The 13,308-nt window shown below is 72.1% G+C and carries 10 protein-coding genes and 1 pseudogene; 3 read left to right on the forward strand and 8 right to left on the reverse strand.

The window, feature by feature from the left end; translation table 11 throughout:
• Nucleotides 1-110 (forward strand): annotated as a pseudogene (locus ACTOQ2_RS40875) (MerR family transcriptional regulator); the annotation flags it as partial.
• A gap of 6 nt (nucleotides 111-116) precedes the next feature.
• On the opposite strand, the gene ACTOQ2_RS40880 reads toward ACTOQ2_RS40875, so the two are convergent.
• Nucleotides 117-1,106 (reverse strand): transglycosylase SLT domain-containing protein, encoded by a 990-nt coding sequence (locus ACTOQ2_RS40880; RefSeq protein WP_440106943.1) that lies wholly within the window; start codon nucleotides 1,104-1,106, stop codon nucleotides 117-119.
• Nucleotides 1,107-1,662: 556 nt separating this feature from the next.
• Here ACTOQ2_RS40880 and ACTOQ2_RS40885 point away from each other — a divergent pair.
• The gene (locus tag ACTOQ2_RS40885; protein WP_440106945.1) at nucleotides 1,663-2,238 is read left to right on the forward strand and encodes a DUF305 domain-containing protein; all 576 of its coding nucleotides are present in this window, start codon (nucleotides 1,663-1,665) and stop codon (nucleotides 2,236-2,238) included.
• A 79-nt stretch (nucleotides 2,239-2,317) separates the two neighbouring features.
• Here the strand turns inward: ACTOQ2_RS40885 and ACTOQ2_RS40890 are convergent, their stop codons facing one another.
• Both ACTOQ2_RS40890 and ACTOQ2_RS40895 read right to left on the reverse strand, forming a co-directional pair.
• Complete coding sequence (locus tag ACTOQ2_RS40890) at nucleotides 2,318-3,160, reverse strand: hypothetical protein (protein WP_440068685.1); 843 nt, start codon at nucleotides 3,158-3,160, stop codon at nucleotides 2,318-2,320.
• A gap of 50 nt (nucleotides 3,161-3,210) precedes the next feature.
• A complete protein-coding gene (locus tag ACTOQ2_RS40895) occupies nucleotides 3,211-3,942 on the reverse strand; it encodes an SDR family NAD(P)-dependent oxidoreductase (RefSeq protein WP_440106947.1) in 732 nt (243 codons plus the stop codon).
• Between the two features lie 200 nt (nucleotides 3,943-4,142).
• Between ACTOQ2_RS40895 and ACTOQ2_RS40900 the strand changes: the two genes are divergently transcribed.
• A complete protein-coding gene (locus ACTOQ2_RS40900) occupies nucleotides 4,143-5,006 on the forward strand; it encodes a helix-turn-helix domain-containing protein (RefSeq protein WP_440106949.1) in 864 nt (287 codons plus the stop codon).
• 145 nt (nucleotides 5,007-5,151) lie between these two features.
• Here ACTOQ2_RS40900 and ACTOQ2_RS40905 read toward each other — a convergent pair whose 3' ends face one another.
• The 5 genes from ACTOQ2_RS40905 to ACTOQ2_RS40925 form a co-directional block, all read right to left on the reverse strand.
• A complete protein-coding gene (locus ACTOQ2_RS40905) occupies nucleotides 5,152-7,320 on the reverse strand; it encodes an alpha-galactosidase (protein ID WP_440106951.1) in 2,169 nt (722 codons plus the stop codon).
• A 26-nt stretch (nucleotides 7,321-7,346) separates the two neighbouring features.
• Nucleotides 7,347-8,291, reverse strand: coding sequence for a carbohydrate ABC transporter permease (locus ACTOQ2_RS40910; protein WP_440106953.1), 945 nt, complete (start codon nucleotides 8,289-8,291; stop codon nucleotides 7,347-7,349).
• The gene (locus ACTOQ2_RS40915) at nucleotides 8,284-9,222 is read right to left on the reverse strand and encodes a carbohydrate ABC transporter permease (protein ID WP_440106955.1); all 939 of its coding nucleotides are present in this window, start codon (nucleotides 9,220-9,222) and stop codon (nucleotides 8,284-8,286) included. The genes ACTOQ2_RS40910 and ACTOQ2_RS40915 overlap by 8 nt, the downstream gene beginning before the upstream one ends.
• Nucleotides 9,223-9,227: 5 nt before the next feature.
• Nucleotides 9,228-10,502, reverse strand: a complete 1,275-nt coding sequence (locus ACTOQ2_RS40920; protein WP_440106957.1) for an ABC transporter substrate-binding protein — start codon at nucleotides 10,500-10,502, stop codon at nucleotides 9,228-9,230.
• Nucleotides 10,503-10,563: 61 nt separating this feature from the next.
• Nucleotides 10,564-13,146, reverse strand: coding sequence for a glycoside hydrolase family 97 catalytic domain-containing protein (locus ACTOQ2_RS40925; RefSeq protein WP_440106959.1), 2,583 nt, complete (start codon nucleotides 13,144-13,146; stop codon nucleotides 10,564-10,566).
• Nucleotides 13,147-13,308: the final 162 nt, after the last annotated feature.

Consider the following 13,308-nt stretch of genomic DNA (forward strand, 5'->3'; position numbering starts at 1 on the left):
ACCAGGGCACCGCCCTGGAGGCGGCCTGCCGCATCATCATCCTGGAGGACCAGCTCGCCGAGGCCCTGCGCATCAACGCCGAACTCCAGCGGAGCCGCGACCGCCAGTGAGGAACCTCAGCCGCCGGAGGTGAGGCCGGGGCCGGTGAGGCGGCGATCTCCGCGGGTGGTGACCACGAACACCTGCCAGTTGTAGTAGGCGTAGTAGTTCCTAATGTCCTGCTTGATCTGTCGGGCGTGCAGCAGCACCGCGTTGACGTACGCCTGGGAGTGGTTGTAGGCGTACAGCGCGCGCCGGTAATCGCGTGGCGCCCCCGACGCGTGCAGGTAGTTGGCCGCGGCGAGCAGGGCGTCACGGGTGTCCTGGATGTCGCCGCCCATCCCGTAGGCGGCCCAGGTTCGCGGCATGAACTGCATGGGCCCCTTGGCGCCGGTGTGGCTCGGCGACCGCACCCGGCCGAACTTGGTCTCGACGAACATCACCGCCGCCAGCACCTCCCAGTCGACGCCGAACCGCCGCTCGGCATACCGGAAGTGGCCGAGCAGGAAGTCGGCGGGCTTGGGCGGCTGGACGCGGAACTTCGCCGCTCCGCTGATGGGCCGGACGAGGGAGCGCAGGTCCCGGCCGGCCGTCACGTTGTCCCTCGCCTGCCCGGCCAGGGCCTTCGGCAGCCTGGCATAGGTGCGGGAGGCGACCTTCGGGTTGAGGACCAGGTAGCGGTAGATGCGCTGCTGGTGCAGGGCCAGCAGCACCACCGGCTCGGGGGGTCGCCCCTTGGCGGGGTCGCCCTCGCGTCTCCAGCCGTCGATGGCGCGCCGGAGCTCCGCGGTGGTGGTGGTGAGGGAACGGGCCAGCCGTGACGGGTCGGTGGGGATCGCCGCGTCCGGGGCGGGCAGAGCGGGTGCCGCCTGGCCCGCGGGGGTCTGGCCCGCGGATTCCGCCGCCGGCGGCGGTGTCGTCTTCGGGGCGGCGGCGCTCTGCGAGGCGGCGTCCTGCGGGGCGGCGTTCTGCGAGGCGTTCTGCGGGGTGGCGTTCTGTGAGGCGGCGCTTTGTGAGGCGGCGCAGCCGGAGATCGCGACGACCAGGCCGACGAGCGAGGCGACCACCGGCCTCCCGCGCGACCGGCCCGCGCGCGTGCCCCGCGGCCTGTCTCCCGGGACCTCCGGGCGCGCGGGCGTCGTCCGCCCGGCCGGCCGGTGGCCACGCTCCGGCCGTGAAACCTCCGCGTGCTGATCGTTCATCGGCCCCAACGTACCCGAGCGGTGGCCTTCCGGGCCGCTTTCCCGAACAACGGGACTCGTCGCGGGGGAGAGAGATCGAAGCCGTCAGGCCGGGCCGGCGCGGGCGGCCAGGATGCGCCGGCCGTACTCGTTCGTGTGCACCCGGGTCCGGGTGCAGCGCATCCGGCCGGCGAAGGCGCCTTCCTGAGGATCCCTTTCCGGCGAGGACATCCGGGAACCTGGACGAACATCCGGCCCTCCGGGGCTCCCACCTGGGCGGCGGCATTGATCGGCGGCTCCGGGAAGGACTTTAGTCCTGACCTGATGCGCCAAACAGCCCTGTTTCCGCCAAGAGTGCCGGATACATCCTGATATGGGGGGATAACCGAACCTTTGCCCGAAGGGAGGGAGCATGGGGCCGGCGACAACAAAGATCTTGTTCGTGTTGATCCTGATGATCGTGGCGCTGGCGGGTGTCACCGTGGCGGCGGTGATCGATGACCGCCTCTCGCCGGCCCAGCAGTCCCGCCCTCCGGGGAACTCGGACGAGCGCGGGACGAACGACATGGTCGCGACCGGCGAGTTCGACTATCTGGCGCGGATGGTGCCCCACGATCAGGAGGGCGTCACCGCCGCGAAGCAGCTCCGGCGCTCCAGCACCCCGGAAATACGCCGGCTGGGCGCGACGATCGTGGCCACGCAGAACGCCGACGTCGTCAGGATGAAGGCGTGGCTGGCCAAGTGGTATCCAGGGTGCGCCACGACGGTCGACTACCAGCCGATGATGCGCGATCTGTCGAACCTGTCGGGTGACTCACTGGACAAGGCGTTCCTGAAAGACATGATCTCGCACCACAAGGCGGCGGTGATGCTGTCCCAGTACCTGCTCAGGCACGGGCTCGCGCGACACGAGGAGGTCGCGGCGTTCGCCCGCGAGGTGAGGGACACCCAGCATGCCGAGATATCCCAGATGCAGCGTTTGCTGAAGACCAGCGGGCAGGACGGACATCCCGGCTGAGCACGCCGGCCGGGCGAATGGCGGTGGCAGGCCTCGTCCCCGGGCCTGAGAGTGCCCGCGAAGGGCGTTCAGCCGTCGCTCATCCGTTCCGCCGGTCGTTCATCCGTTCCGCCGCCAGTACCAGCCGCCACGTCAGCTCCCCGGAGGGCGGGACCACCGCGGCGTCTCCCGGCCCCGCCTCGGCCAGGTCGAAGACCGCGCCGAGCATCGGTTCCACGCCGATGCTGCGGTACGGCGCGCGGGCGGGGAACCCGCCGAGGTTGCGCCACAGCGCGGTGGACACCGGCACTCCCTCGGGCGCCTCCACCCGCAGGTGGAGGACGTCGGGGCCGTCCACCACCCGGACGGCGGAGCACCGGAGCACGGCTCCGGCCGCGGTGCCGTCACACGGGCCGAACCGGCCGAGCGGCAGGCCCAGCGGGTCGGGCCAGCGGCCCTCCAGGTAGGGGGCGCCGGAGGGCCAGGGACGGGCGAGCATCTCCGCGGCCTCGGGAAAGACCCTGGTGGGGGTCTCCGCCGGGGCGACGAGTCGGGCGTCGTCGCCGAGGTCGAGCAGGGCGTGGGCGGCCCAGACGAACGCGTACCCCGGGTCGGCCGACAGGCGGTACTCGGCGACCACCGCCCCGGCCTCCTCGGTGACCCCGCGCCGCAGTTCGAAGCCGTCACCCTGTACGAAGCCCTCGCCCGCCGACCCGCTCCAGGGGCGGCTCCACGCGTCGCCGTGGTCGGGCAGGCCGCGCACCGTGGGAAGGCACTCCTCCAGGCCGCCCGCGTCGACGAAGTCCATGCCGGGGACCACGCCCTCCCGGGCGGGGTCGGGGCGCGACCACAGCCACTCGCGGCCGCCGCCGGCCAGCGACGTCCACCTGCCACCGCGCTCGAGGTCGAAGAGGGGGCGCAGCGGAACCGGGACCGTCGCCATCCGGCGAACCCCTTCCCGGCCGTCCTGATCTCCCGCTCGATTCCGGCCGGTCACGCGGAGTCCTTCACCGCGCTCCAGCCGCCGTCCACGACCAGGCACGCCCCGGTGACGTACGAGCTCTCCTCGCAGGCGAGGAAGGTCACCGCGGCCGCCACCTCCTCGGGCCTGCCGAAGCGCGCGGCGGCGGTGCCGGCCACGCTGCGGAGGCGGTCCTCCTCGCCGATGCCGTCCCAGGCGGGGGTGAGGATCGGCCCGGGGAGCACGGTGTTGACCCGCACCTCGGGGCCGTACTCCACGGCCAGCTGGCGGCCGAGCGACACCAGGCCGCCCTTGGCCGCGGCGTAGGCGGGGTGCGCGGGCAGGCCCGCCAGGGCGTGCACGGAGGAGCTGAGCACGATGGTGCCCCGGTTCGCCCGCAGGAGCCCGACACACGCGTGGACCGCCAGGTACGTCGCGGTGAGGTTGACCGCGATCTGCCGGTCCCAGTCGGCCTCGGCCAGTTCGTGGGCGGGGGCCCGCGTCACCACGCTGGCGTTGCTGTGCAGCACGTCGAGCCGCCCGAACTCGATCCGTGCCACGTCCGCGATCCGCCGCCAGGTGCGGGCGTCGGCCACGTCGCCGGTGATCGCCAGCACTCCGGGCCGGTCGGGGCCCTGCCCGGCCAGGTCGACCGCGATCACGCGCGCGTCCTCGGCCAGGAAGCGGTCCACCACCGCGGCGCCGATGCCGGAGGCCGTGCCGGTCACCACGGCCACCTTGCCGGACAGCAATCCCCGTCCCATGATCTACATCCCCCAGATGGTGGGGAGCCCGCCCGGCTGGACGGTCTCCACGATCGGCCGAGCACGCGAGCCGTCGTTCCTCGCGGACCGGTCACGTCGTCGTTCCTCGCGAACCAGTCAACACGCGGCGACCGGCCGCGAGGAATGTCCATTACGCGGCACTACCTGGACAATCCGACGGCGTGTGCCATACTGCTTCCGTGCCGATCCAGGAGGGGTTCCTCAACCAGCGGCTCACCGTCGTGCCGCGCCGCGTCGTCGCCGAGGCGCACGCCCGGCCGGTGACCAGGCGCCTCATGGTCACCGACTGCGGTTACTATCCCAAGGCGGCAGACCACCTGATGACAAGGCCGAACGGCACCGAGGAGACCATTCTCATCCTGTGCACGGCCGGCACCGGATGGGCGAGCGTCGGCGGCGCCCAGCACCGCGTCGGGTCGAACGCGGCCCTGGTGATCCCGCGCGGCGCCCCACACTCCTACGGCGCGTCCACCGACAACCCCTGGACGATCTGGTGGTGCCATCTCCGTGGCAGCGACCTGGCCGAGCTCGTCGAGGAGATCGGCGCGAGCGTGTCCAGGCCGGTGATCCCCATCCGGCGCCTCGACCGGGCGGTCGCGCTGCTGGACGAGATCGTCACCATCCTCGAACGAGACCACTCGCCGGCGAGCCGGATGGGGGCGGCCGGCGCGGCGTGGAAGCTCCTCACGCAGATCGTCGTCGACCGCGCCATGCCGGCACCCGGTGACCCCCTGCAGCGGGCGATGGCCTACCTCGCCGAGCGGCTGGACAGCACGGTCCGGGTCGCCGACCTGGCGTCACTGGTCGGCGTCTCCCCCTCCCACCTGAGCGCGATGTTCCGCCACGCGACCGGGGGAGGGGTGCTCGCGCACCACACGGCGCTGCGGATGGCGCAGGCGCGCCAGCTGCTCGACACGACGGACGCGACCGTCGCCACCATCGCCCGCGAGGTCGGCTATCCCGACCCGTTCTACTTCTCCCGCCACTTCAAGCGGATGCACGAGGCCAGCCCCACCGAATACCGCAACCGCGCCAAGGGCTGAGCCCGGGGCGCTCTCCCGCGGCCCGCGAGCCCGGCAGGGCGGCCCGCGTCACGGCGTCGCCGTCCGGCTCACGACGCGAGCCCGGCAGGGCGACCCGAGGGCACGGCGCCTCCGCGGGTCCGGGAGGTGACAACCGCCGCCCGGGTCACGGCGTCGCCGTCCGGCTCACGACGCGAATCAGCACCGAGCGGTCCACGTCCAGCGACGGCGCCTCGACGCCGACGAGCCGCAGCACCCGTCCGGGCAGCGTCACGCCGTCGTACTGCCATGGCGGGAGCACGGCGCCGGGCGCGAGCGCGGGCGAGGTGCCCGGGTGGACGGCCTCGACGGTGTAGGTCCGCTCGTCGTCGAGCCCGGGGAGCCGGACGCGTCCCGGCGGCCAGGTCGCCGGGCGCTCGACGACGCTGAACGCGTACAGCGCCTCGCTCCGGTCGCCCGCCACGACACCCTGCAGGCGCAGCGCCGCGTCGGCGAGGTCGGCGTGCACGACCTCCCCCGAGTGCAGCAGTGCCCGGTGCTCCTTGTGGAACGCGATCCACCTCGTGAGCGCGGCGCGGGTCTCGTCGTCCATGGTGAGCAGGTCGACCTCGACGCCGAGGTGTCCCCACAGCGCCTTCTCCGCGCGGTAGTCGAGCGGATGCGTGCGGTGGGTCGTGTGCGTCTCCTCGGCGGCGATGTGCGTGCCCTGCATCTCCGGGGGCACCAGCAGCCCGGTCCAGCGCTGGATCTCCAGCCGCTCGTGCGGGTCGTTGCAGTCGCTCGGCCAGACCCGGTCGGCGTACTCCAGCACGCCGAGGTCGACGCGGCCGCCGCCGCTGGCGCACGACTCGATCTCCAGCCCCGGGTGGGTGGCCTTGAGATCGGCCATCAACCGGTACGCCTGCCGGACCTGCCGACGCACCCCCGGCCGGCCGTCGGGGCCGTGCCCGGCGTCGAGCAGGTACCGGTTGTGGTCCCACTTGACGTACGCGATGCCGAGCGAGCCGATCAGGGCGCTCATCCGCTCCAGGAGGTGGGCGTACGCGCCGGGGTGGCCGAGGTCGAGGACATGCTGGTGGCGGGAGGGCAGCCCGGGGCCGTGCCCCGCGTCGAAGATCCATTCCGGGTGCTCGCGGGCCAGCTCGGAGTCGAGGTTCACCATCTCCGGCTCGAACCAGAGCCCGAACTCCATGCCGGCCTCGCGCACGCGGGCGACGAGCGGTTCGAGGCCGTCCGGCCAGACGGCCGGGTCGACCGTCCAGTCGCCCAGCGAGGTGGTGTCGTCCCGGCGGCCGAGGAACCAGCCGTCGTCCAGCACGAACCGCTCGGCGCCGATCTCCGCCCCGCGCTCGGCGAGCGCGGCCAGGGTCGCGAGGTCGTGCTGGAAGTAGACGGCCTCCCAGGTGTTCAGCACGACGGGCCGGGGCGAGCGAGGGTGCTCGGGGCGCGACCGCAGGTACCGGTGGAACCGCGAGGCGAGGTCGTCCAGCCCCACTCCCCACGAGCCGTACTGCCACGGGCTCAGGTACGAGTCGCCCCGCCCGAGCACCACCTCGTCCGCGAGCAGCGCCTCTCCCGCCGCCAGGTGCCTGGTGCCCGCCGGTGTCCGCTCGGCGGCGAGCACCTGGTTGCCGCTCCAGGCGAGATGGGTCGCCCACACCGTCCCGTGCCGGAACCCGAACCCCTCCTCACCGGCGACGAGCAGCATCGTGTGTTCGAGCCCCGGCTTGCCGCCCCGCGAGGCCCTGACCCACTCCCCGACGTGGAACGGGCGCCGCTGCGGCACGCGTTCGAGCGCCCAGCGGCCGGTCAGGTCGAGGACCTCCGACGCGTCCGGCGGCACGGGGAGGGCCATCTCCAGGCCACCCACGCGGTACGGCGTCTCGGCGTCGTTGGTGATCCGGGCCCGCTGCCGTACGAGCCCGCCGGCGGCGAGCACCTGGATCTCGATGTCGGCGGTGAGCCCGTACTCCGGGTCGCGCGCCGTGCCGCGCAGCACCGGGCCGCCGTCGGCCTCGCCGTCGAGGTGGTACGTCGCGTGCCGGAACTTCGGCGCCCAACGGCGGCCGTCGCTGTCGCCGACGAGCCCCGGGCGGCCGAGCCAGCCCTCCGCCAGCTGGGGGAGCACCGGGACGGGCTGCGGGTAGGTGACAGCGCTGTCGCCGATGGCCGGGAGCGCGGCCCGGTGCAGGTCCGCCAGGGCGCCGTCCTCCAGCGGGCCGAGGTCGGCCCCCCAGTGCAGGACGCGCGGGAGCCGGCCGCCGTCGACGGCGACGACGAGGCTGGTGCCTCCGGCGCGCAGGTGTACCGGTACGTCGTTCGTGGTGTCGTTCACTTTATGATCTTTACCCATCTTTTCCGTCATCCCTTGAGCCCGCTGCTCGCGATGCCCGCGAAGAACTGCCGCTGCAGGAGCAGGAAGACGATCACGAGCGGGATGGAGCACACGAACGCCCCCGCCATGAGGGTCGGGTAGTCCGTACCGAACTGTCCCTGCAGCCCCGCCAGCCCGACCGGCAGCGGCCGGTTCTCCCCCGAGGGCGAGACGATGAGCGGCCACAGGAGGTCGTTCCACGAGTAGAGGCCGGTCAGCACGGCGAGCGCGGCGAGCATCGGCCTGGCCATCGGGAGCATGACGTACCAGAACACCTGGAAGGCGTTGGCGCCGTCGAGCCGCGCCGCCTCCTCGTAGTCCTTCGGCATGGTGAGGAAGGCCTGGCGCATCAGGAAGGTGCCGAACGCCGAGAACAGGCCGGGAACGGCGAGCGCCGGCAGGGTGTCCAGCATCCCCAGGCCGCGGATCAGCTCGTACTGGCCGATCAGGAACAGCTGGCTCGGCACCATCAGCATCGCGATGAACAGGCCGAACAGCAGGTTGCGGCCGCGGAAGGGGATGCGGGCGAAGGCGTACCCGGCGAGCGCCGCGACCGCGAGCTGGCCGGCGACCCGCAGGACCAGCGAGCCGACCGAGACCGCGAACATCGACCAGAACGGCACGGTCGTGAAGAACGTCGCGAACGCGTCCAGGCCGAAGCTCTCCGGGAGGATCGTCGGCGGGATCCTGGTCGCCTCGGCGGTCGACTTGAAAAGGGTGAGGATCTGCCAGACGAACGGCACCACCATGACGACGGCCGCGATGACGAGGACGACGTGGATCGGCCAGGTGGTGCCCGCCTTGCCGCCACGCCGCCGGAGGCGCGGACCTGGGCTCCTGGCGGCGGTGGTTCCAGCGGCGGCGGTCCCGGCGGAGCTGTTTTCGGCGGCGGTGGTCCCGGCGGCGGCGGTCCCGGCGGTGGTCTCAGCCATAGAACACCCACGATTTCTGGAGGCGGAACTGCAGGGCCGTGGCAATCATGATCACCATGAGCAGCACGATCGCGATCGCGGCCCCGTAGCCCTGGTCGAACTGGACGAACGCCTTCTCGTAGAAGAGGTAGACGATCGTCTTGGAGTCGGCGAGGGCGGTGTTGTTCACCCCGCGCAACATGACGAAGATCAGGTCGAACATCTGCAGGGCGGCGATCACGTTGAGGATCGTGACGAAGAAGATGCTCGGGCTGAGCAGCGGCACGGTGATGTGCCGGAACTGCCGCACGCGGCCCGCGCCGTCCAGGGCGGAGGCCTCGTAGAGCTCCTTCGGGATGGCCTGCAGCCCGGCGCCCAGGATGATCAGGTTGATGCCGAGACCCATCCAGATGCCGGCCACGCCGAACGCGTAGATCGTGAACCGGGGGTCGGCCACCCAGAACTGGCCGGGGACGCCGAACCACGACAGCACCGAGTTCAGCAGCCCGAAGTCGCCGTTGTAGATGAACCGCCAGACCATGCCGATCGCGACCGGCAGGGTGACCACGGGCAGGAAGAAGAGCACCCGGTAGACCGCGCGCCCCCGGCCGACCTGCTCGATCAGCGCCGCCAGCACGATGGCGAGCGGGATGCCGAGCAGGATGATCGCGGTGTAGAGGGCGGAGTTGCCGAACGCCTTCCAGAAGTCCTCGTCGCCGGCGAGGTTCGCGTAGTTGTCCAGTCCCACGAAGGTGGCGGGCCCGAACGCCGGAACGTCCTGGAAGCTCTTGATCATGGTGGACAGGAACGGCCACAGGTAGAGGGCGGCCAGGCCGATCACCGCCGGGGCGACGAACGCGGCCGCCCACCAGCCGCTGGGCTCGCCGACGCCCGTGCGGCGGCCGGCCGGCCGCCGCACGGGCTCCGTCGCCCTCACGGGCTTCGTCGTCACGGACGTCATTGCTTCGCGAGCACCTCGTCGACGGCGGCCTGGTACTCCTTGGCCGCCTCCTGCACGGGCTTCTTGCCGTCCCACGCGGGAGCCAGATACTCCGCGGCGAGCCCCTGCCACTCCGACGCGTTGCCGGCGACCGGGAGGGGGACGCTGTACTCGATGGCGTCGATGAACACCTGCAGCTTGAACTCGGGCATCGCGTCGAGCCACGGCTGCTGCGTCCCCTTGTACGCGGGGAGCACCGTCCCGGTGGCGGCCTGGATCTCGGCGGCCTTGGTCCCGCCGAGGAAGGCGAGGAACTTCTTCAGCTCCTCCGGGTGCTTGCTGCCCGCGTACCCGGCGTTGCCGATGCCGCTGGTGACGGTGGCGCGCTTGACGCCCTGCGGCAGCGGCGCGACGTCGACCTTGCCCTTCAGGTCGGCGTTCTTGTGGAAGCGGAAGGCCCAGTACGCGCCGGAGAAGTACATGGCGACCTTCTGGTTCTCGAACATCGAGACGGCCTCGGTGTCCGACAGCTGCTGCAGCGTCGGCGACGACCCGGCCGCCTGCAGGTCGGTCCAGAACTTCAGGCCGGCGACGCTCTCCGGGCTCGCGAAGCCGGACGCGGTGCCCTCGGCGTTGATGATCGACCCGCCGGCCTGCAGGATCGTGTTGTAGTAGCCGCCCTGCGGGTCGATCGGCGCCGCGATGCCCCACACGCCCTTGGCCTTGTCGGTCAGCTTCTTGGCGGCGTCCTGCACGTCCTGCCAGCCCCAGGTGTCGTCCGGGTAGGCGACCTTCGCGGCGTCGAAGAGCGCCTTGTTGTACCAGATGCCGTTGGTGTCGAAGTCCTTCGGCAGCGCGAACAGCTTGCCCTCGTAGGTGTAGGAGTCGGTGACGGCCTTGGGGTAGACGCCCGTGTCGATCCCGGCGGCCTTGACCGTCTCCGACAGGTCGAGCAGCTGGCCGCCCTTCGCGTACTCGCGGAAGTGGTCGGCGAGCATCCAGAACGCGTCGGGCGCGGTGCCGCCCGCGGCGCCGACCTGGAGCGTCGACCAGTACTCGGTCCACGGCAGCGTCTGCACTTTGACGGTGATGTTCGGGTTCGCCTTCTGGAACTCCGCGGCGATCTGCTCCATCGCGGGAGTCTGGTCCTCGCTCCAGTTGGCGTAGGTGAGGGTGACCTTCTCGCCCGGCGCGGCACCCGACCCTGACCCTGACCCTGGTCCGGACCCGCAGGCCGTGAGAAGTGTCGTCGCCGTGACCATCGCCACGGCCGCCATCCACGTGCTTTTCATGGTGTTCCTCTGGTTGTGCCGTTGATCGTGCTGTGCACCGGTCGCCGTGATCGGCGCGGTGTCATCGGTTCGTGGGTGGGACGTGCAGGGTCGTGCCGACCCAGTCGACGTGCACACCGGCGTCGTCCGGTGTGGCCGCCTCGCTGCGCAGGCAGAGGGTCTGGACGCCCCGCACCTCCACGCCGAAGTCCGTGACGGGCTTGCCCGCCTCGACGACGGCGGTGAACAGCTCGACACCGTCGCCGAGGACGCCGACCCTGGCACCGCCGGTCGACTCGTCGTCGACCCCGACCGCGCCGGTGAACGTCTCCACGCGCCCGCCGAGGTGGAAGCGCGCCTCCGAGTAGGGCGCCGTGCCGAGGCCGCGCTCGAACGCCTGACCCGCCACGCGCATCGGCCGGCCGTCGCCGGGGTTGCCCGCCCCGTTCGACTGGTCCCGCTCGACGGGCCCGTCGTCGTTGACGAAGGCGATCATCGGCAGGTCCGAGAGGGCGTGGTCGCCGGGTGTCAGGGGGCGCACGACACGCGCGTGCGAGACAACGGGCACCTGGCCGTCGCCCTCGCCCTCGCCGTCCCGCTCGATCGTCACGACGCCGAGACGCCCGGGGCGCAGCGAGGCGTCGGGACGGACGGCCCAGCCGGTCTCACCGACGCGCTCGGCCGACCACCCGGGGGGAAGGCGCAGCCGGACCCCGGCGTCGGTCGTGATCGACGCGGTCCCGTCCGCGCCGACCTCGGCGACGGCCGGGTACACGGCCGGTACGGCCCGACGCGGCCGGGGCGCGGCCCGGAACACGTCGGTGCCCGCCGGGGCCACGATGGCGACGAACCCGCCGTCGCGGGCGACCTCGACGTCGATCGCGTCACCGGCGGTCGTGGTCGTCTCCGCGAGCCCGGTCGCCGCTGTCCGGTCGGCCTTCTCCGCGAGCCCGGTCGCCGGCGTCTCACCGGTCATGGGCGACGCGTCGCCGACGATCCACACCTGGGCGTCCGCCCCCACCCCGAGCGCGCCGAGCGGCACGCGGATCGTCCGGGCCTGCCCGGTGGCGATGCCGCCCACGAACCACCGGTCGCCGGCCCGGCGGGCGATGACCGCGTGGCTGTCGGGGTCGCCCGCCAGCAGCACCGTCTCCGTCCAGTACGGCGCGAGCTCCGCCAGGAACCGGGCCGCGAGCGGGCGTCCGGCGTAGGCGTCGACATGATCGGCGAAGTGGGTGATCCCGCATTCGAACGCCACCGACAGCCCGAGCTCGTGGCCGTCGCTGGTCGTGCGGTTCGCGGCGCCGAACGCGACCGGTGTGGCGTCCATGCCGCCCACGACGTTGCGGGTGAACGGCTGGACGACGTTGTGCGCGGCGGTGAGCGCCTGGTTCTCGAAGAACACGTAGTACTCGGCGCCGCGGATCGCCTCGTACCCGATCACCTGCGGGAACGTGCGCGCCCAGCCGCGTGGGATGACCGAGCCGTGGAAGTTCACCATGAGGCCGAGCCGCGCGGTCTCGGCGAGGATCGTGTCGTACCAGCGGTAGCGGTCCTTCGACTCCGACTCCATGAAGTCGACCTTGATCCCGGCGACGCCCCAGGACCGCCACAGCGCCAGCCTCCGCAGGTCCTCCGGGCTGTTCAGGTCGCGCCAGATCGTCCACAGGTGGACCTGGACGCCCCGGCCGGCGGCGTAGGAGACGATCTCCGGAACCCAGGTCTCCTCCCACCCGCAGTCGATGAGCAGGTGTTCCCAGCCAAGGTCGGCGGCGACGTCGACGAAGTGCTTCTGTTTGTCCAGCTGCGCGCCCGAGTAGAAGTCCGACCACCACGACCAGGCGGCCCGCCCCGGCCGGACCCACGCCGCCTCCTCCAGCTCGGGAGAGGCCGCGGGCGCCAGCTCGTCGACGAGCTGCGAGGACACCAGCTCCGGCAACGTCCCGACGAGGAAGACCCGCCACGGTGTGACGACGCCGCGGGTGACCTCGACGCTCTCGTCGGCGAGGACGAACCGCAGCGTCCGCCCGCCGCCCTCAAGTCCTCCCGCCTCGGGCTCGCCCGCCTCGACGTGCGCGCCCGCGAACCGGCCGTCGATCCCCGACTCGGTGATCAGTACGTACCTCTCCGCGTCCAGCCGGGCCAGGAACGGCAACCCGTACGCGCCGCTCGCCAGCTCGGCGCTGTCGACCCCGGAACGGGGCGTCTCGTACCAGGTCTGGTAGTCGAGCACCCAGCTCCGCGACCCGGCCGGAAGTGTGACGGCGGTGCGGTCACCCGTGACGCGGGCGGTCCCGTCCAGCGCGGGCAGCGCGTAGCGGACCGCGACGCCGTCACGCGCGACGCGCAGGACGACCTGCCATTCGACGCCGCCGGCCTCGCGGAAGGCGTACACGCTCTCGCGGTGCTCGTAGTCGTGCTCGCCGGCCGACTTGCCGGAGCGGGCGCGGAACCGGTCGCGGACCGTACGCTCCGAGACGCGCACGAGCTCCGCGCCCGCCGTCCCCAGCTCCGTGCCGTCGAGCACGAACCCGAGCGGGACCCGGTCGAGGACGACCTCCTCCCGCCGGGTGACGGTCAACCGCACTCCCGCGCCGGTGTTCTCGACCCGGGCGTCGACCGGACCCGCGTTCGTCGCGGTTCTGGAGCGTACTTCGTCGGTCACCACGTTCTCCATCAGATGCCGTCCGGCTGCTCGGGCGGTGGGGGAAGCCACCGCCACATATCAATGACGCTATCGGCCGGGTGATTCTTCGTGAAATGGGCTTTCGCAGGTAGGGGATGGACGATCCGACGGTGTAGGCGGGGCGGCGCTCCGTCAGGCCCG

This window comes from Streptosporangium sp. H16 (genome assembly GCF_051918855.1).
Lineage (GTDB): Bacteria > Actinomycetota > Actinomycetes > Streptosporangiales > Streptosporangiaceae > Streptosporangium.

What these genes read in the sequence shown, in the direction of transcription:
- ACTOQ2_RS40910 (WP_440106953.1), bottom strand. Translation starts at nt 8,291, where the DNA reads ATGGCTGAGACCACCGCCGGGACCGCCGCCGCCGGGACCACCGCCGCC.
- ACTOQ2_RS40890 (WP_440068685.1), bottom strand. Translation starts at nt 3,160, where the DNA reads ATGGCGACGGTCCCGGTTCCGCTGCGCCCCCTCTTCGACCTCGAGCGC.
- ACTOQ2_RS40920 (WP_440106957.1), bottom strand. Translation starts at nt 10,502, where the DNA reads ATGAAAAGCACGTGGATGGCGGCCGTGGCGATGGTCACGGCGACGACA.
- ACTOQ2_RS40895 (WP_440106947.1), bottom strand. Translation starts at nt 3,942, where the DNA reads ATGGGACGGGGATTGCTGTCCGGCAAGGTGGCCGTGGTGACCGGCACG.